This window comes from Parachlamydia acanthamoebae (assembly GCF_000875975.1).
Taxonomy (GTDB): Bacteria; Chlamydiota; Chlamydiia; order Chlamydiales; family Parachlamydiaceae; genus Parachlamydia; species Parachlamydia acanthamoebae.
In genome coordinates, this window is the sequence record NZ_BAWW01000066.1 from 316992 (window position 1) to 335598 (window position 18607).

Here is an 18607-nt window from a genome sequence, read left to right on the forward strand (position 1 = left end):
TCGCATTTGCTAAAATTTTAAATGATCGAATGCATGCCTTTTGAACTGGCTAGGAAGCAGATGTGCTGTTTTCTATTCTTTTATGAATGGAAAAACTTTCAAATCTTCCGCTGCATGTGTCTGAGGAAAGATGGTACGCGCTTCGGTTTCCATTTTTCCTACATTGAGATAGCGTGCTGAGAAATGGGTTAAAATGAGTTCTTTCACATTGGCATCTTTGGCTAACTGTGCCGCTTGTTTAGCTGTCATATGGTAGTGACGATAAGCGAGCTCTTGATGCTCTTCTAAATAAGTACTTTCGCAAAGCAACATCTTGGCATTTTTTGCAATTTCCACTGCCTGCGGACATACTCGCGTATCAATCACGATCGCGATGCTATCACCTTTGCGAATATGACTCACATCGTCGAGTGAAACGGGATTCCTATCAATGGTTAAATGTCCATGCTTTTGCAATTCTTTAACCTTAGGTCCCAAAATGCCGTATGCACGTAATTTTTCACTGTCAAATTTGCGGGTATCTGCTTCTGTGATTCTCCATCCGATATTTTCTACCGCATGGTCTAAGAATGTCGCTTCAATTTTGAAAGCTCCATCGTCATGCACCACACCTGCTTCAGAAACAGGATGTTCAATCACATGGATATTTTCGTGATAAATAGTCCCATAACGAAGGCGATCAAAGTATCTTTTGCCGCTTGCAGGATAGTAACAATGGATGGGATGCGTCACTTTATCAAGGTTAAGACGCATGAGAATGGAACCAAGCCCTAAGCAATGGTCTCCATGAAAATGGGAAATGAAAATACGGTTGATCACCGTTGGAGCGACATTAGCAAAGATAAATTGCCTTTGTGTCCCTTCTCCCGGATCAAACAAAAAGCCTTCATTATTCCAGCGAAAAAGATAAGCGCCATGGTTACGATAGCGGGTGGGTTGCTGGCTTGAAGTGCCTAAGATAATAAGGTCTCGAACGCTCATATTTAACTTTAAGAAAATTCGGAAAAAGACTATGTTTTTTCAGGTTAATAAGTTTATTTCTTTGAATAATTATAAAGGAATAAACATAGAATATCTACTTCAAATTTAGCATTCGTAAATTAGGTTAAAATTATGAGCTTTCCAATAACAGCGTTTCCTGCCTTCCTAAGAGATCAGGCCCTCTCACAACCCCACAGCGCTACCGTTAACTCAGAAGCAAAAGACTTAGAGAAACAAATCAAGGAGATTGTAAAACAACAGCAAGAACTTGCAGAAAAACAAGCGACACTCGGAAGGCAGGCAACCCTTCTTTTAGGCCGCATCAATAGAATGATTCGCCCCTCAACAGATCCTAGCTCACCTCTTCTTATTGAAAACGCATTTAAAGAGCCTCCAAAATTAAACTGGAAAACCCATTGTGGAATTTCAATCTTCTTTGCTGCTTGTCTTTTTTCTGTCATTGCAGCAGGTTACGTCCTTCTCCATTTCAAACATTCGACGGAGTAATTAATTGCCTTTCCAAGAAAAAAAAGGCATTTTTCCTAATATATAGCCAAGCAAAGCACCGCTTAAGTGAGCGGTGTTGGCAATCCCTGGGGATATAGCTGTATGCTGGATCACTTCAAAAGCAAATGAGATGAGCTGAATCCCTAACATCGTCATAATAAAAAATAAGATAAACCCTAGGGTAGCTCTTTGTACTTGATAACCTTCCCAAGCCGCATGCCGTTGTCTCACCCAAATAAAGGCGATCATGGCACATAAAATGCCTGAAAAACCCAAAAAATTTGAACCGCTCATCAAATACTGAGCTGTGTTGGAAAATACACCTGTCAACAAAATAAACAAAATGTATTTGCCTTTTCCAATGCGTTGTTCAATTTGCTTCCCAATTACGATCAGCCAAATCATATTAAAAAACAGATGGAATAGATCACTGTGGAGAAGCGCGGGTGTAAATACTCTCCAAATTTCCCCTTGCTTGATTTTTTCAAACATCGGTGCTTTGAACTCCCAGGAAGTATCGGGATGCTGAAAATGGAGCACAATTTGATCGTACACCCCTTCCCAATAGGGTGTTTGGGAAAATTCTTGCAAAAGGGCTTTTGCCTCGGGTGGTGCAGTTGTCGGATTTTGCAATTTCTCCAAACCAAACTTTTCAACAAACTGATCGAGAAGCTCAAAAGCCCTTGGATAGTCATAGAGCAGTACTTTTTTGATGGGTGACAGCGAAACTGGGTAAGGGATATTTGTTGCAGGAGTCTCGAATTCAGGCGTCGTAAACTGACTGACGAAGAAAATTAAAATGCAGGTTAGTAAAAAATAAAGTGTAACACGCCCCATTGGCTGAGAACTCGCGGAAGGATTTCCTTTTTGACGGTGAAAATAGGATGGTGTTTCCTCTTCAGGGGAAAGTAGTTCCTCTGCTGGAATGAGCTCCGCGTCTCCCTCACTTTTCTTAAACATCTGATCGTTAGGATTTCGAGAAAATGCGTCTAGCCACCCTTGCACTTTTTCAACATCTTCTTCATTGATAATCCAGATGTCACTTGTCATTAGCCCATAATCGGGGCTTCCCCAATCCTTATTGACATTTTGTTCAAGCTGATATTCAACTCTCTGGTTTGTCAAAAAGAGCGCAAAATCCTGAGCAAGATTAGGGTCATTAAATGTATGAATTAACCGCATGTCTATTCCTTTAGTGAATCGCAGCAACTTTTTGCACAATCTGCGATGTAGACAGTCCTGGTACTAAGTCCACAATATGTATCCGTCCACCGTGCGCTTTAACAATGTCCGCTTCGATGCAGTTTAGTCCATACTCCGAGCCATTTACATGAACATCAGGTTTGATTTTTGAAAGAATACTGCGGGGATCTGTTTCATCAAACCACGTGACAGCATATACAAATTCTAAAGCAGCCATCATCTCTATTCGATACTCGAGTGAGATAATTGGTCGCAAAGGATTTTTATATGCCTGGATCGAACGGTCGGTATTTAACGCGACAATTAAACAATCCCCAACCTGTGAAGCTTCAAATAAAATTTGAAGATGGCCGGCATGCAAAAGATCAAAAGATCCATTCAACGTTGCGATCGTTTTCCCGGCTTGCCGAATACCTGCCACAAAACTCTCTATTTGATCAGGTGGGCAAACTTTTTTTTCGCACGCTTTTTTCCAAGTCTTTTCCATGCAAGCCTCTTATCGCCGTCTTTGGGGAAAAGCGATCTGAAAGACCTCGTCATAGTGCTCAACAAAATAAACCGTCAAACCTTTTTTGATATAATCCGGCAATTCTGCATAATCACGCATATTGTCTTTTGGGAAGATCAACGTTTTTAAACCTGAGCGACGAGATGCCACTAGCTTTTCTTTCACGCCTCCAATTCCCAAAATCCGCCCAGTCAAGGTCAGCTCGCCAGTCATGCCCAAATCATCTAAAACAGGTGTATTTGTCAAAAGGGATAACAAGGCTGTTACCATGGTAATCCCAGCAGAAGGGCCATCTTTTGGCGTTGCGCCTTCTGGAATATGAATATGCACCTGGGATTTTTCAAAGAAAGTATATTCTGGTGCATACTTATGCACAGAACTATGCAAATAGCTCCAAGCAATTTCGGAAGATTCCTTCATCACCTGACCAGCCTGCCCAGTCAGTTTCATTTCCGTTTTTTCAGAAGCGACCTTAATCGCTTCAATGTAAAGAGTTGCGCCTCCAAGAGCGGTCCAAGCCAAGCCCATACACACACCAACAGGCGTACGCTCATAAAAACGATCGGAAACAAACACAGGTTTCCCCAGGTATTCCGATAAAGAATCAGCGCTGATACGGTGCATCTTTTCACGCGCTGTCGGTTGCTTAGACGATTTCTTCTTCTTCGTGTTTACCTCTGCTTGCTCTTCTCGCACAATCTTGACAGCCAGCTTTCTCAAAATCTTTTTCAGATTGTTTTCGAGGCTTCTCACGCCTGATTCTCGCGCATAACCATTGATAATAGCACGTAAAGCATCATTTGTAAAAGACACTTGAGATGCTTTTAGACCCATCGCTTTACGGTTGCGTGGAATTAAGTATTTTTTCGCAATCTCAATTTTTTCCTGCATGATATAGCCAGACAATCGCAAGATATCCATCCGATCTTTTAAAGGCTCAGGAATCGTATCTAAAACGTTCGCTGTCACAATAAAAAGAATGTCGGAGAGATTGCAGCGCACATCGAGGTAGTGATCCAAAAACTCACAGTTTTGTTCGGGATCGAGCACTTCTAGCAAAGCCGAAGCAGGATCTCCTTGATAGCTGCTCCCCATTTTATCTACTTCATCCAACATAATCACTGGATTTGTGGTCTGGCAAAACTTCAATGCTTGAATGAGCTTACCTGGCATAGCCCCAATGTAGGTTCTACGATGCCCTTTCACTTCTGCCTCATCGCGCATACCCCCGACCGAAAAACGATAGAATTTTCGGTTCAAAGAACGAGCAATACTTTTCCCAATACTTGTTTTACCAACTCCTGGAGGACCTACTAAGCAAATGATACTGCCCTTTACCCCACCAGAAAGTTTGCCAACACCAATGAATTCCAAAATACGTTCTTTGATATCTTCTAGACCATAATGGTCTTTAGCTAGAATTTTTTCAGCTTCTTGTAAATCATGTCGCTCTTCGGAATGGATGCCCCAAGGGATAATGGTCAACCAGTCTAAATAACCACGACAAACCGCATACTCTGCAGATTGAGGTTCAAGAGCGCTAAGTTTGTCCATTTCTTCTTTAATGACTTGCAAAACATCTGCAGGAACATTGCGACTTTTAAGGCGTGTTTCAAACTTCTCTCGATCTAAAGACTTATCATCACGCTCAATCCCCAATTCCTTTTTAATGGTTTTGAGTTGTTCACGCAGGAAGAAATCTTTCTGGCTTTTTGAGATGGTCGCTTCAATTTTTTGATTAATATTATTCTGTAAAATGCTTAAATCTAATTCTTTTTTTAACAAGATCAACGCTTTATCAATGCGTCGACCGGGATCGAAAGTCTCTAAAACATCTTGCAGTTCTTCTCTTGAAGCTGTCGTTAAGGCAACTGCAAAGTCCGCCAATTTTCCAGGCTCTGTAAAATCGGAATGCCCCAGAAAAATTTGCAGTTCCTCCTTAAAAAGAGGATTGAGTTTGAGGAGTTCTTTAATTGTGGAAATGATGCTAATGGCATAGGCTTTTAGCTCATTAGTCAAAATAGGACTATCCTCAATATAGGCAACTTTTGCTTTTAGATGAAAAGACTCATCTAATAAAGGCTCTTCGAATTTGATCCTTTTTTCCATATTTAGAATCACCTGAGCACTTCCTTGCTCCATGGGGATAATTCTAAGAATACGTGCCATTACACCAACTTGATACAGTTCATCAAAATTGACTTTATAAATATCGGAATCTTCGAATTTTGTCAGAAAAAGAGCGACACATTTATGATCAGATTTTGCAATTTGCTTTAAAATTTCATAAAATGGACCTGGTTCAATGACAATAGGAGCTGCCATTCCAGGAAAAAATGGGCGGCGTAGTAAGGGAAATACATAAAGATCATTCGGTAAAGCAGATCCTTGCTTGATATCTTTCGGTGCTTTGTCTATGGATTCTAACAAAGCATTTTCAAATTCAACATCTAGCGGGTTATTTTCATTCTCTGGAATCAAATTATGCCTCAGTTTTTTTATTTTATGTGTCCTTCACAAACTGTCCTAAATGCGTCTTTCGACCCTGGTTGTTAGCTAAGCCACTCAAATTGAGATTAAAACAAGTCAAAAGAGGTGATTTTAATCGTTTTGAACAAATTTTTCAATCCTCAAGGTTAGCTATTCCAGATTCCTCAATTTTTTGATCTCTTTTTTTGAGATCAAATAGTAAATGATGTGTCATGTTTTAATTATACCAAATAAAGATTCTTTGACCGTTAAACATTTTTCCCTATAATCATTGGCCAAAGACTTCCTATAGTTCTTTTTTTCTCGTTTTCGACTTCCATTTCCATGAAAACGAAAATCCGATATGCTAAGATCAATTGAAAAGGACAGCGGCGTATATGACATCTAAACTATCGATCTCAAGTTATTTACATTTAATTCCTTGTGCTAGAACAGAAACTTTCATCAACAAGCATGGCACTCGTTACGAAAAAAAACTTAGCAGCCTCAGCATTGCTTGGGATCATACTCGCTTATTTTTCTACCGCCTAACAATTTTTGCATTTAAAACCCATAAATGGCCCAATGTTAAGTGGGTATCAGAAGCTGTAATCGGGGATCTAAAAAAAATTTCTAAGGGGTTTAAAAGCGAATTTGAAAACGAACACCCAAAACTACCGGCCTGCTATTCATTAGAAAAGATAGACTCGATCAAAAGAGTTTTTAAACGTTTACAAACCGTCGGAGCTGCCCAAGAAAATCTCAATAAAATCAATAAAGCACTTAGAAAAATTAAAGCAAACGTCAATCATATTAACACACCATTCGAACCATCTCCTCCTCCTTCCCCCACACCATCCCCAACTTTACTGCGTGATGATCAACCCTTACGTTTTCCTATAAAAAAGGGCATAGCTTTAGATGTGTTGACGCCTGGAATTAGGAAAGAATATGGTGAGCGCATTCGTCATGAACTAGAAAAAAACCCTAGAGATAAGCGTTTTTTTCTTGAAGCAGATAAGCGCTTTGATGACAGTTGGCAGCGTGCATTAACTAAAACTCCAGATTTGCACCAGGAATTTCAATCTCAATTCGATCCCTTTTCAGAGATTTGCCTCATTGAAGTAGAGGACCAACCTTTGATCAAAGCCTCTCTTTACCAATTTCAAAATGCCATTCAGGTTGTCAAGAAACACTTCCCTCATCTGACCTCTTTAGCTTATAACAATGTTCAACGCATAAAAGTGGCGCGCCTTATCCAAATTATTTTAATCGGTAAGGATCATCTCCCTGAATCCGAGCTCTGTTTTACATTAAGTGAATTGTATCAAGACAAAGAACAATTTAAAGAAAGTGAAGAACATCATATTCCCCTTCAGTCGACCCTACTCGATTTGCAATTCAAGCGGACTTCTGGAAGTCGACCTGGTAAAGATACATGGCTTCAATTTCGAGAGAACCTCGTTACAGGCATTAAATTATTTACACAAGATTTTCTTGAACGTTCTGAAGGTTTTGTAGTGGAGATCCAACATGAGCGTCTGGCATTGGACGATACCCTATTTGACAAAATTCGAAATCTCTATGAGCAATATTTATATGAGAATCCAGAAGAGACGATCCAAATCATCAAAAATATCGATAAAAACATAACCCTTAGAAATATTTTAAACTTCTTCCCACAAACAGGTCTCTCTGCAAATTTTCTTGATGAGATTTTAGATGAACTCATCACAAAGTACAGGGATTCAGAGGACCAAAAAAGAAATCTCGTCTGTGAACGACTCATCCAATTAAAAGAAAATACACGTTTTTCTCCTGATATGATGAAGAAAATCGCCGATGCCTCTGGGCATTCTGAAGAGCTTATCGAACCTTTGATGCGGATTAAATTCATCGAACTCATGTTAATTCTCAATCAATCTATTTCTTTTTATCCCTACGAACAAATCAATAACACGTGCCAAAAAGCCTCTCAAGACATTCCCGGTGGTGTAACTTCGCGAGCAAGATCTATCAAATTCTTGTTTGAAAAAAATTTAACAGATTTTGAAACACACATTCGATATCCCGTCAAAATGAATAGCTGTTCTCCAGAAAATGCGTTTGCTAATGATCTTGACTTTGCTGAAATGAGTGCTGTGCTGAAATATGCATCTTCGAACCTTGCTGTGATAGGTTGCTCTTATATGAAATTTGGGTGGATTGCCCCCTTAAGTGCATGGGCAAAATTGGCAGAGCAAATTGAGCCTAATATTCATAAAATGCAACCTCTTTACCTTGAAGAGAAGCATGCGGAGAATCTCGATACTTTGCTCGAAAACCTATCTGTGATCACCGAAATCAAAGACGGACAAGATATTCAAGAAAATAACGAAAAAAAGTTTGAAATGATCAAGTTAACCGGATGGTTTGGTCATAAAAAAGATCCGAATCCTCAAAATTTAGAGGCGCTCAACCTCTTTTTCGACGATCTTTTTGAATCATTTAAAACCTATAAAGATATCTGCAAAAGAGCAGATAACGAGAAAAAAGCCTTTAAGCTTTTTGAAAAAGTTCTCCCTAAAGGGCTTGAAGGACTTTCTATCCTTCAAAAAACGTATGGCGAGAAAGAAGGACATATAAGACTTAAAGAAATCCATGAACGCGTTCAAAAAGAATATCAAAACCTTATTACCCCCTCAGTAGCCTAATGCATACATTAAAAAAGCAGCCCACTCTGGATTTGACTGAAGGAGATTTTTTTGCGGTTCATCGCCATTTTGTTGAAGAGAGCGAAACACATTATTTACATGCACACGCAGCCTTTTCCAAAAACCATAGCCGCTATTTTGGCCCTCAGCAAGACCATCGGCTTCCTTACAAACGTGATGTCGATCGCATTGTGCATTCTAAGGCCTATGCACGCTATGTGGACAAAACTCAAGTTGTCTATCTTGTAAAAAATGATCACATCACCCACCGCAGTCTGCACGTCCAACTTGTTAGCAACTTTGCGCGTGGCATCGCAGAGATTCTGCGTCTTAATCTCGATTTAGTTGAAGCCATTGCCCTGGGTCATGATGTTGGTCACCCCCCTTTTGGACATGAAGGTGAGCGATACCTTTCCACACTTGCACAAGAATATGGGTTACCCGCTTTTGCTCATCCCTGGCAATCTTGTCACTTGTTTACACATATCGAACCCCTCAATCTAGGCTTAAATGTCTATGATGGCTTTCTTTGCCATGATGGTGGAATGCAAGGACATATTCTCAAGCCTAAATTTGGGAAAACCTGGGATGATCACTTTAATGAAAGAGATTTAAAATTAAAGGATCCTGATTTCAATATTATTCCAGGCACAATGGAAGGATGCCTAGTTAAACTTTGCGACACGATTAGCTATTTAGGACGGGATATTGAAGACGCTATCCATTTAAAAATTTTAGATCGCGAAATGGTCCCCCAAACAATCCTAGGAACGTCAAATGGAGAAATCCTCTCCTATGTAGCTCGAGACATGATCAAAAACAGCTACGGGAAAGATTATATCGCCATTTCTGAAGAAGTTTTGGATGCTTTAAAAATCCTCCGAAAATTCAATTTTAAGCATATCTACGTCCACCCCTTGCTAAAAGTTGAATCTAAAAAGGTACAGCGAAGTTACCGAATCTTGCTAGAAACCCTGTTGAAAGATCATCAAACAAATGGAGAAAATAGCCATCTGTGGACGCATTTTCTTCATAACAAAACGGATAGCTATCGTTCGCAAACTTCTGAAATCCAGCAATTATTCGACTACATTTCTGGAATGACAGATAATTATTTCGTACGTACGCTACAACAACTTATTGTCCCCATGCCCATAGAATTGTAACCATGAACTATTCTCTTTTAATTGAAACAAGTACTGAGCGGGGTTTAATTGCAATTTTTGCAGACACCGCCGTTGTCTATCAACAAGCTTTTCCTTTTGGACATAGCAGTTCCTCCTACCTGCTTCCTGCCATTCAAGAAGGATTATCCTTCTTGAAAATAGGCCCTCATGATCTTACTAAAATCATTTGTGGTGCCGGTCCTGGTTCCTATACAGGCCTGAGAATGGGAGTCATGAGTGCCAAAATGCTCTCTTATTCCTTAAAAATCCCCTTAGTGGGTGTTTCCAGTTTAAAAAGCTGGATTCCGACAAGAGATTGCCACTTTTCAGCACTAATTGACGCCCGCATTGGGGGCGTTTATATTCAATCGGGGGAGCTCAATCAGGGAAAAATTTCTTTTGAAAGCAAACCTAAACTTTGCCTTTTAGCCGATTTAGCACAAGAAATTGAAAAAAGTGAGGTGTTAATTTCACCCAATTTATCGATTTTGCAATCTAAAATCCTTCAAGCCTATCCTTCGCTACAGAAAGAATGGGTTGAAGCAGCTCCCTCTCCACAAGCTTTATATGAAGCGGCTCAAGAAGAGATTCAAATGGGTCATGTTTCATCGGAGGGAGACATTGAGATTCTGTACTTGAGAAAAACACAAGCTGAAATTGAGAAAGAAAAAAAATAGAGCCTGCGGCTTCAGGCTCCTTGAATAATTAAACGATTCTTTAGCGGAAAATTTTTGTCATAATCCTACCCACTAACCCAATTAGTCCCTTTTTTTTTGTTTGAACTGAGGGAGGGGTCTCTGCCTTCGGGGCGTCGATTGCGTTGACAAATTTGTCCGTATGCTCCATGTATTCTGAGTCCTCAAATGCATCCACTCTAACGTCACTATCTACAAAGTAAATCGCCGGTTTTCCATCCACTTCCATTTCCAATAAAAAAGAAGAACCGGTTAATTTTTCCACTTCTCTTTTGTGCACTGTCAAACTCACCACTTTTTTTCCTTCTATTTCTAAAAGTCCAAAACAACTTCCTAAATCGGGATCATTTCCAAAAATCTCAATAATTCTATGCCTTTTTTGAGTTTTTATCTCCTGCGTATCGGCCTTTTCCATTTTTTTGAAAAGCCGATTGGCATGTTTAACGAGAATTCCTTCATACATGGGACGTTTATCCCCGGGATAATAAGGTTTTTTTCGTGTATAAACAGGAATTTTTCCATTGTATTTTACACATGGTTCAGGAAATTTTTCACAGTCTGACAAATTTCTACTCGGATACCAATAGGCAGGATAACTCATATTATGCACCTAATTATTTGATGTTTTTTTTGCAAAAGGATTTTTAAAAAATCGACGCGTTTTTTTTTCGTTTTTCTCTCGTGGGGTTTGAGGCTCAGCCTTTTCTCTCTCTTCCTTAATCTCAGGGAAAACGTTTGTTTCTCCCAAGTAAAAACTTCGATATTCATTGTACTTATCATCTTTAAAAAAATGAATAAAAGTCTCGTCATACCTTCTAAAAGACTGCGCAAGGAGTCGCTTTTTTGCGTTTTCGCCTTCTTTAATTAATAATTCTCGAAGGTGTTCCTCTGGTACAATATCCGCCATTTTGTTTCTATGAATAGTCAAGCTCATAAAGCGTTCATTCTGTTTAGTTAGAACGGCAAAGCGATGCTCTGCAAAAACGGGCTCAAGACTTTTCTCATTTTTTTCTAATAAGGTCACTAGGACAACAGCATCAACCCTCCCATCCTCATATGCAATGGATTGAGAAAGCTTACGTTTTATATAAACAGGTACAATGACTTCATTTGAAGTCATATCATCACGACTATTCATTCTAGATATTGATAAACTAGTCACACAAAAACTCCTTTATAATAAATAAATTCGTTCTTTAATTAAACAAAAAACAATAAAATCAAAACTATTGATAAATAAAAAATTTTAGGGTATAATTAGACAAAAAACGAGGGAATTTATGCAAACTGAAAGATTTGGACCTCCTGTTTTTAGTGTTCAAAATCATCAGGACATTTTTAAAATTCAAGAGAAAAAAGAACTAGAAAAAGCTAAAAAAAGCAAAATCACACACAAACTTCTAGCCCCTCTCTTTTTTTTGCCGCGTGTTGCAAAACGTGGATTACAGAAGTTAGTCGGAAAAATTATTTTGCCAAGCCAGTTTAGCTCTAAAAAAACATTAGATGAATATTACGACGCCGCTACCGGCCCCCTATTCAGCAAAAATCAAAATCGTTTCACTATTCAAACGGCAGATGGTGTGAAACTAGACACCATGACAATCACGCACGCATCAGAAGCAGCAAAAGATCCAAAAGATCAAAAATGGCTCGTCTTCTTTAACGGAAATGGAATGACTTATGAAGAAATGGTTCCTGAATTACAAATACTCTTCGGCAGACTTGGAGTTAACATTTATACAGGTAATTACAGAGGCGTTGGCTACAGTGAAAAAAGCCCCTCAAAAGCAGAAGACTTGGTCATCGATGGAGAAGCGATGGTTCAATACTTATTGAACCAAGGGATTCAACCTGAAAATATCGTTCTTTACGGCTGGTCGCTTGGAGGAGCCGTTGCCACACATGTGGCAGCTTTACATCAAAATGAAGAATTCCCTGAAAAAGGGATCCGCCTTGTAAATGATCGCTCTTTTAGCACCCTAAAAAAGGAAGTTTCACATCTTCTGCCTGTGATTGGAGGACTTGCTTCTCGCCTTATCGGCCCTCTAAAATGGAATTTGAATTCACTCGAAAATTGGAAAAAAATTGATAACAACAATAAAGCCCTTCTTTTCCACAAAGACGACCCTGTTATTCCTTATAAGGCTTCGTTGTACAAAGGATTAAAAGAATCGTCCATGAGTGAGGACGATAAAAAAGCAAAAAAAGAAAGACGAAAATTCAAAGCGAAGAAACGCGATTACGACAAAAATTACCCACAAGATTACAAGCCGGATACTTATATCCGCTCTAGAGGGAAATATAACAATAGATTTTATGGTAACGCACACGTTACGCCCCCTTCTTTTCTTGATGTGTATGATGACCTCTGGGATCCTAATGGCATTAGCCTACTGGACACCATTAGAAAGTTATTGAATATTCAGAAAGCGGATTTCAGATAAAGGATATTATGACACGTATAGATAAGCTTGGAGAACCAGAGTTTAGAGCTCCCCACTATCCTCCCCAAAAAAAGCGCAACAAATTAACTAAAATTTCTTTCTGTTTGTTTTCTGCTGCCATGTTCCCTCTGCTCTTAGCGAAATCTGCCATGCAAAAAATGACGGGCAGAATCATTGTCCCCTCACAGCATCGTTTAAAACGACTTTATTTGGATCAAAAACGGAATAAATTTCTGAATGAAAAAATGGATCCGCAATACCAAATGAAGCGAATCACGATTCAAGCAGCTGATAAAGTCAAACTTGATACGGCCGCCATTTTACATCCTGAAGAATCCAGAAAAGCTCCAAAAGAACAAAAATGGTTAGTTTTTTTTAATGGTAATAACTTTGCTTATGAACGTTATTTAACTGTTCATCAAAAATTGTCCAAAGAACTTGGGATCAATGTCTATTCAGGAAATTACCGAGGAGTGGGGCACAGCGAAAAAAGTCCCACAAGAGCGAACGATTTGGTTTTGGATGGAGAAGCCATGGTGCAATACCTTCTTCACCAAGGGGTTCCCCCCGAAAATATCATTCTACATGGATGGTCACTGGGTGGAGGCGTGGCAACAGCTGTTGCCGCAAAATATCCAAACATGAAACTGGTCAATGACCGCTCTTTTGGAACCTTAAAAAAGGGAGTCAAATCTGTGGTCCCCTTTTTTGGAACCCTTGCTTCTCATTTTACTTCAATCTTAGGATGGAATTTGAATTCCGCTAAAAATTGGAAAAAAATTGAAGAAAACAATAAAGCAATCATTATTCATAAAAAAGATGGTGTGATTGCCTATAAAGCCTCTTTATATAACACCCTGAAAAAATCGGCGATGGAAAAAAAGGATAGGCTAGCCAAAAAAGTGAGGAAAAAACTTAAGGCCAAAAAGCAACCGATAGATACCCACTATACCCAAACCTATAAACCGACTTTAACGTTGCGCTCTAGGGGTCTTTATGATAAAGACCCCCACTCGATTAAACTGACCAAATTGGATATCTATGAGAGCTACCTAAATATTGTACGATATCTTTTAAAGATTAATCCTCAAGAGCAGCATCCTCAAAAGCTTGTAAAGTAATCGCCGACCAGTCTAAATTCTGTCTTTGCTTCGCAAGTCCCGTCATGAGACGGTTATGTAAAAGCGATGCAAGCGGCAAAGGAACGGACTTCTTTTCTGCTTCGTTCAGCACAAGATTTACATCTTTTAAGCCTAATGTCATCTTAAATCCCGCATCTTCAAATGCTTGATCAACAATAATCTTGCTATAGTTTTGATAAACAGGACATGCCAAAATGCTTTGGGTGTATAATGCTGCAGCTGCATGAATATCTATGCCACTTTTTTTTAATAAAGCAAAAGACTCTCCCATGGCTTCGATAGCGGATAAAATCAAAAAATTTCCTGAAATTTTAACTAAACAAGCATGTGAGGGTTTAGCCCCAAAATCTGCTACACCTTGTCCCAATTTTTCAAGAATGGGGCGCACCAAAACTTTCGCATGCGGATCTCCTGCAATACAAATCCATAACTTTTGCGCGGCCGCAGCATCTGGACGGCCAAAAACGGGTGCACAGACGAAGGCCGCGCCCTTTTCCGCATGCAAGGTAGCCATTTTATCGGCAGTTTCTGGAGAGATTGTACTCATTGAAACGTGCACACATCCTGTCCGAATAGTCTTTAAAATGCCCTTCTCTCCTTCGACTATCTCTTCAAGAGCTTGGTCATTGGAAAGCATTGAAATCAAAATCGAACTTTTCTCAAAAGCCTCTTTTGGCGAATCGAGCAAATGTGCTCCTTGATTTAATAAGGGCTTAGCTCTTTCGGCTGTGCGATTGTAAACCCATAGGGGAAATCCAGCTTTCAATAGATTTTCAGCTAAAGGAAATCCCATATTTCCGAGCCCGATAAAGGCAATATTTTTGCTCATTGTTTTCCTCAAATTTTTTTTCGTATAGTTTTGGTATAAACATCCTCCTTTTTCTAAACAACCTTTTCACATGAAAAGTTTCTATGGATGTATAAATTAAAATTGGATATTGTCAAATCAAAAGAATTCTTTGTAAATAACAAGGTCCCTTATGCAAGCCACCAATCTCGTACGTACTACAATTAGGGCTTCCGCACCCCTGCAACTCCCCATCATTGTCTGGATACCATTTCAGGCGATCCATAGCGTGCATCGATGTTGGTGTTATTGGAGAAGATTTCAGATCTATAAAGATCCGAACAATTTTGCAACCCTCGCCGCTGGGAATGCAGCCTATTTTTTAGGAGCAGACCTGCCTGTTATTCGCGGAATTGCACAAGCTGTGATGATTGCCAACCGCATTTTTCTTTGCATTGAAAAACAAGCCACTCTTTGTACCCATTGTAAAGAACTTGTTTTAGCTGTTAAAGGGCATTACATGCCGCACGATCGCGCTAACTGGTCCTCATACTCTAAGGCGAACTTCGCCTCCCCTTCTACACGCCTTTGGTGTAAAACGTTTGGCTATTCAACCACTTTGCGTATGCAACGGATTGCATATTGTGCCTATCTTATTCTAGTGGATTCGTTTCAACTCAGCATGTTGATGATGGATGCGGCTGAGAGTTTTTCCAGCGATTCATACAATAATGGTCACCATGTCAGAGAATTTTTTTACAATACATCCGCATCCGTTGATCTGCTTGTCAATAACCGGGAAAAATTGCTGCTTGAAATGCAAAAACATCGCGGGGTTATTCAGGCCATTCTTTCAACGATGGGCGTGCCTCTTACAGCGGATCAAATCATCGCTTCATTATCTAAAGGATTAAGTAGCGCCGCAACTTTAAATGTTGCTTCCCAGAAAGCGCAGGCTATGTTTGGAAGATTGATGGCCGACTTTCTCGGAAAAGGATTTTTTGGTTTTTTATTCGGAATTGGCCTATCCGAATACGTCCCCCAAGTTTTGGTATGCAATTTATTCATTCATAGACAGAAAAAAGAACCAGAAGCAAACCGCTACCCTCCCATAAATTGGGTGGCTCTTCGATCAAAATCACATCTTTTAAAACCACTTCCTCAACCTGCATCCCCTGAAAAACCGCTTACACATTTCATCTCACCTCCCAAGTCACCTTTAAAAAAAGGTTTAGGAAAAATTCGCAGCCTTCTTTCCAGTCCTAAAAAAAATCCGCTCCTTGCAATAAAGGATTAATCTAAGCCTGTATTCTTTATTGGAATATAAATCTCTTAAAGATCATAATAATGGCTTAGTTTTTTTCTAAATATCTAACCCTGTACGAAGGACGCTATTTTTCATGGAGACTCAAAGAATCCGTCGCCAATTCCTTAATTATTTCAAAGAGCATGGACACCGTGTGGTTTCTTCATCCCCTGTTTTCCCACATGATGACCCATCGCTTTTATTTACAAACGCCGGCATGAATCAATTTAAAGATGTTTTTCTAGGGAAAAGTGCGCGCGATTACCACCGTGCTACAACTAGTCAAAAATGTATTCGCGTGGGAGGCAAACACAACGACCTAGAAAATGTAGGCCACACAAGCCGCCACCTTACCTTTTTTGAAATGTTGGGAAATTTCTCTTTTGGTGACTATTTTAAAGCAGAAGCGATTCAATTTGCCTGGGATATTTCAACCCAAGTTTTTGGATTTGATCCTCAGCACATTTGGCCAACCGTTTTCCGCGATGATGAAGAAGCTTTTGAACTTTGGACTCGCTACGTGCCCGCCAGCAAAATTACACGCTTTGGAGAAAAAGACAACTTTTGGAGCATGGGTGAAGTTGGTCCCTGTGGCCCCTGCTCAGAGCTGTACTATGACCGTGGTTCCAAATATGGTCCCGCAAATAATCCTTCTGAAGATGTCACTGGCGAACGCTATTTAGAGTTCTGGAATCTTGTTTTCATGCAATTTAACCGCCTTGAAGATGGTTCTCTATCTCCACTTCCTAGACCCTCCATTGATACTGGAGCAGGTATTGAACGGGTTGTCGGATTAAAAATGGGCGTGGACTCCGTATTTGGTACCGATGTCCTGCGAGAATTAATTGCCCAAACCGAACAAGTTTTCAATAAATCCTACGATCCCACAAATATCCAAACAGCTCCAGCATTCCATGTGATTGCAGATCACCTCCGCTGCTTGGCATTTGCTATCGCAGATGGTGTGCAACCTAGCAACGTCGACCGGGGCTATGTACTCCGAAAAGTGTTAAGACGCGCGGTACGCTATGGCCGCTCACTTGGCATGGACACCCCTTTCCTTGCCGATATTTTACCTCGCCTCGTCGCAACTATGGGTGAAGACTACAAAGAGCTTGTACAAGCCCAACAAAGAATTGCAGAAATTTTGACTGTCGAAGAAGAAGCTTTTCTTCGTACACTTCGACGGGGAGGGAATATCCTCAATCAGATTATCGAAGGTGCTCAAAATACCCATCACCGCATTTCAGGGGACGATGCCTTTAAATTAAAAGACACGTATGGATTTCCGCTAGAAGAGATCGAACTGATCGCTCGTGATGCAAACTTAGTCATCGATAAAGAACGGTTTGAGCTCTTGGAAAATGAAGCGAAAGAAAGATCACGGCAAGTGCAAAAAACGACTCAGCAAATTGCATCTACCAATCTTTTTGTCGACTTTGTCAAAACACATGCTGCGACAACATTTTTAGGATATGAGCAACTCAGTGCTAGAGCAACTGTAACAGGGCTTGTAGTGGATCAACAGTTTGTCAATCAAATCATTGCGGGCCAAGATGCCATGATTATTCTTGATCAAACGCCATTCTATGCAGAAATGGGTGGACAAATTGGCGATACAGGAACCATTGTGAACCATCAAGGGATGTCTTTCCAAGTCACCAACACTATTTCTCCTTATCAAGGCGTGATTGCACATGTGGGAACATTGACACATGGTCATTTAAAAGTAGGAGATTCTGTAGAAGCATCTGTCGATGCCCCTCGCAGACAGAAAATCGAGAATAACCACACTGCCACACACCTTCTTCATTGGGCTCTTCACCATGTTTTGGGTGAACATGTGAAACAAGCAGGGTCCGTTGTAGAACCTGGTCGCTTACGTTTTGACTTCAGCCACCACAAGCCTTTGACAAAACAAGAGCTTAATGAAATTGAAAATCTTGTGAACCAAAGAATTAGATTGAATCTCCCTGTAAAAACATACGAAATCGCTTATGAAGAAGCCCAAAAGAGCACCGACATTAAGCAATTCTTCGGTGAAAAATATGGGGCTAAAGTGCGCGTTGTTGATGCGGAGTTTTCAAAAGAACTTTGCGGGGGCACACATACTTCTGCCTTGGGTAATATTGGGTTATTTCGGATCGCGAAAGAAGGCAGCATTGCGGCGGGGGGGCGGCGTATCGAGAAAGCCTATCTCGCCATAGCGAACAGTTCATCGATTCCCTGGCAGAGCTATTGAAAACACAACCGCAAAAATTGCAAGAAAGGATTGAGAAGCTAGTTGAAGAAAACAAGCAGCTCGCTCAGGAAATGAAAAACTTGAAAAAAGGCAAGATGGAAGGGATGGTCACAGAACTTTCACAACAAACCGAAGTGATTCATCATATTCCCACAATTATAGCCAAAGTGGATGTGCCAGCAGCTGAGCTACGCAATTTCCTTGAACTTTTGCAAGCCAAAATGGGATCAGGTGTCATTGCCCTGGGTGTCACAGAAGAAGATAAATGCCATCTTATTATTCGTGTCAGCGATGATCTTGTTGCAAAAGGTATCAATGCTTCTCAACTTATTAAGACATTGGCTCCTATGATTGAAGGCACAGGTGGTGGAAAGCCCAATATGGCTCAAGCCGGTGGTAAGGCTCCTCAAAAACTGACAGAGGCTTTGGCAAAATTCCGCGAACTTTTACAAGCGTCGTAAAAA

General features: G+C 40.1%; 16 protein-coding genes. 9 read left to right on the top strand and 7 right to left on the bottom strand.

What is annotated here, in order from left to right:
- Positions 1-72: 72 nt before the first annotated feature.
- A complete protein-coding gene (locus AOM43_RS11025; RefSeq protein WP_059360294.1) occupies positions 73-981 on the bottom strand; it encodes a ribonuclease Z in 909 nt (302 codons plus the stop codon).
- Between the two features lie 132 nt (positions 982-1113).
- On the opposite strand from AOM43_RS11025, the gene AOM43_RS11030 reads away from it, so the two are divergent.
- Positions 1114-1488: a hypothetical protein gene (locus AOM43_RS11030; RefSeq protein WP_006340500.1), complete on the top strand. Its 375-nt coding sequence runs from the start codon at positions 1114-1116 to the stop codon at positions 1486-1488.
- Here AOM43_RS11030 and AOM43_RS11035 read toward each other — a convergent pair whose 3' ends face one another.
- Genes AOM43_RS11035 through lon form a run of 3 tightly spaced genes read right to left on the bottom strand, consistent with a single transcriptional unit; the run spans position 1489 to position 5680 of the window.
- The gene (locus tag AOM43_RS11035; protein WP_006340501.1) at positions 1489-2670 is read right to left on the bottom strand and encodes a rhomboid family intramembrane serine protease; all 1182 of its coding nucleotides are present in this window, start codon (positions 2668-2670) and stop codon (positions 1489-1491) included.
- Between the two features lie 10 nt (positions 2671-2680).
- Positions 2681-3178 (bottom strand): adenylyltransferase/cytidyltransferase family protein, encoded by a 498-nt coding sequence (locus AOM43_RS11040; RefSeq protein WP_006340502.1) that lies wholly within the window; start codon positions 3176-3178, stop codon positions 2681-2683.
- A 9-nt stretch (positions 3179-3187) separates the two neighbouring features.
- Positions 3188-5680, bottom strand: a complete 2493-nt coding sequence (gene lon / locus AOM43_RS11045) for an endopeptidase La (RefSeq protein ID WP_006340503.1) — start codon at positions 5678-5680, stop codon at positions 3188-3190.
- Between the two features lie 386 nt (positions 5681-6066).
- Here lon and AOM43_RS11050 point away from each other — a divergent pair, with 386 nt between their 5' ends.
- From AOM43_RS11050 to tsaB, 3 genes are read left to right on the top strand one after another with little or no spacing between them, the layout of a single operon-like run.
- A complete protein-coding gene (locus tag AOM43_RS11050) occupies positions 6067-8361 on the top strand; it encodes a hypothetical protein (protein WP_059360296.1) in 2295 nt (764 codons plus the stop codon).
- Entirely contained in the window at positions 8361-9527 is a 1167-nt protein-coding gene (locus AOM43_RS11055; protein WP_006340506.1) for a deoxyguanosinetriphosphate triphosphohydrolase family protein, read from the top strand. The genes AOM43_RS11050 and AOM43_RS11055 overlap by 1 nt, the downstream gene beginning before the upstream one ends.
- Positions 9528-9529: 2 nt before the next feature.
- The gene (gene tsaB, locus AOM43_RS11060; RefSeq protein WP_059360298.1) at positions 9530-10204 is read left to right on the top strand and encodes a tRNA (adenosine(37)-N6)-threonylcarbamoyltransferase complex dimerization subunit type 1 TsaB; all 675 of its coding nucleotides are present in this window, start codon (positions 9530-9532) and stop codon (positions 10202-10204) included.
- 40 nt (positions 10205-10244) lie between these two features.
- Here the strand turns inward: tsaB and AOM43_RS11065 are convergent, their stop codons facing one another.
- Together AOM43_RS11065 and AOM43_RS11070 are read right to left on the bottom strand one after the other, a co-directional pair.
- Positions 10245-10823 carry a hypothetical protein gene (locus tag AOM43_RS11065; RefSeq protein ID WP_059360300.1) on the bottom strand — a complete coding sequence of 193 codons (579 nt, stop codon included), beginning with the start codon at positions 10821-10823 and terminating at the stop codon, positions 10245-10247.
- A gap of 9 nt (positions 10824-10832) precedes the next feature.
- Positions 10833-11384 carry a hypothetical protein gene (locus AOM43_RS11070; RefSeq protein ID WP_152618867.1) on the bottom strand — a complete coding sequence of 184 codons (552 nt, stop codon included), beginning with the start codon at positions 11382-11384 and terminating at the stop codon, positions 10833-10835.
- A gap of 118 nt (positions 11385-11502) precedes the next feature.
- On the opposite strand from AOM43_RS11070, the gene AOM43_RS11075 reads away from it, so the two are divergent.
- Positions 11503-12666 carry an alpha/beta hydrolase gene (locus AOM43_RS11075; protein WP_006340510.1) on the top strand — a complete coding sequence of 388 codons (1164 nt, stop codon included), beginning with the start codon at positions 11503-11505 and terminating at the stop codon, positions 12664-12666.
- An 8-nt stretch (positions 12667-12674) separates the two neighbouring features.
- Positions 12675-13787, top strand: coding sequence for an alpha/beta hydrolase (locus AOM43_RS11080; RefSeq protein ID WP_059360303.1), 1113 nt, complete (start codon positions 12675-12677; stop codon positions 13785-13787).
- Here AOM43_RS11080 and AOM43_RS11085 read toward each other — a convergent pair.
- Positions 13747-14649, bottom strand: a complete 903-nt coding sequence (locus tag AOM43_RS11085; RefSeq protein ID WP_226987506.1) for an NAD(P)-dependent oxidoreductase — start codon at positions 14647-14649, stop codon at positions 13747-13749. The genes AOM43_RS11080 and AOM43_RS11085 overlap by 41 nt on opposite strands.
- Before the next feature lie 139 nt (positions 14650-14788).
- Here AOM43_RS11085 and AOM43_RS11090 point away from each other — a divergent pair, with 139 nt between their 5' ends.
- The 3 genes from AOM43_RS11090 (at position 14789) to AOM43_RS13860 (ending at position 18604) form a co-directional block, all read left to right on the top strand.
- Positions 14789-15892: a hypothetical protein gene (locus tag AOM43_RS11090; protein ID WP_013924253.1), complete on the top strand. Its 1104-nt coding sequence runs from the start codon at positions 14789-14791 to the stop codon at positions 15890-15892.
- Between the two features lie 103 nt (positions 15893-15995).
- On the top strand, positions 15996-18143 hold the full coding sequence (alaS, locus tag AOM43_RS11095) for an alanine--tRNA ligase (protein ID WP_226987507.1): 2148 nt from the start codon (positions 15996-15998) through the stop codon (positions 18141-18143).
- Positions 18140-18604, top strand: coding sequence for a DHHA1 domain-containing protein (locus tag AOM43_RS13860; protein WP_226987508.1), 465 nt, complete (start codon positions 18140-18142; stop codon positions 18602-18604). Before alaS ends, AOM43_RS13860 begins: the two co-directional genes overlap by 4 nt.
- Positions 18605-18607: the final 3 nt, after the last annotated feature.

Coding starts and splice junctions, on each gene's coding strand:
- AOM43_RS11080 (WP_059360303.1), top strand. CDS start 12,675: ATGACACGTATAGATAAGCTTGGAGAACCAGAGTTTAGAGCTCCCCAC.
- AOM43_RS11040 (WP_006340502.1), bottom strand. CDS start 3,178: ATGGAAAAGACTTGGAAAAAAGCGTGCGAAAAAAAAGTTTGCCCACCT.
- AOM43_RS11075 (WP_006340510.1), top strand. CDS start 11,503: ATGCAAACTGAAAGATTTGGACCTCCTGTTTTTAGTGTTCAAAATCAT.
- AOM43_RS11065 (WP_059360300.1), bottom strand. CDS start 10,823: ATGAGTTATCCTGCCTATTGGTATCCGAGTAGAAATTTGTCAGACTGT.
- AOM43_RS11025 (WP_059360294.1), bottom strand. CDS start 981: ATGAGCGTTCGAGACCTTATTATCTTAGGCACTTCAAGCCAGCAACCC.
- AOM43_RS11035 (WP_006340501.1), bottom strand. CDS start 2,670: ATGCGGTTAATTCATACATTTAATGACCCTAATCTTGCTCAGGATTTT.
- AOM43_RS11055 (WP_006340506.1), top strand. CDS start 8,361: ATGCATACATTAAAAAAGCAGCCCACTCTGGATTTGACTGAAGGAGAT.
- AOM43_RS11090 (WP_013924253.1), top strand. CDS start 14,789: ATGCAAGCCACCAATCTCGTACGTACTACAATTAGGGCTTCCGCACCC.
- alaS (WP_226987507.1), top strand. CDS start 15,996: ATGGAGACTCAAAGAATCCGTCGCCAATTCCTTAATTATTTCAAAGAG.
- tsaB (WP_059360298.1), top strand. CDS start 9,530: ATGAACTATTCTCTTTTAATTGAAACAAGTACTGAGCGGGGTTTAATT.
- AOM43_RS11030 (WP_006340500.1), top strand. CDS start 1,114: ATGAGCTTTCCAATAACAGCGTTTCCTGCCTTCCTAAGAGATCAGGCC.
- AOM43_RS11050 (WP_059360296.1), top strand. CDS start 6,067: ATGACATCTAAACTATCGATCTCAAGTTATTTACATTTAATTCCTTGT.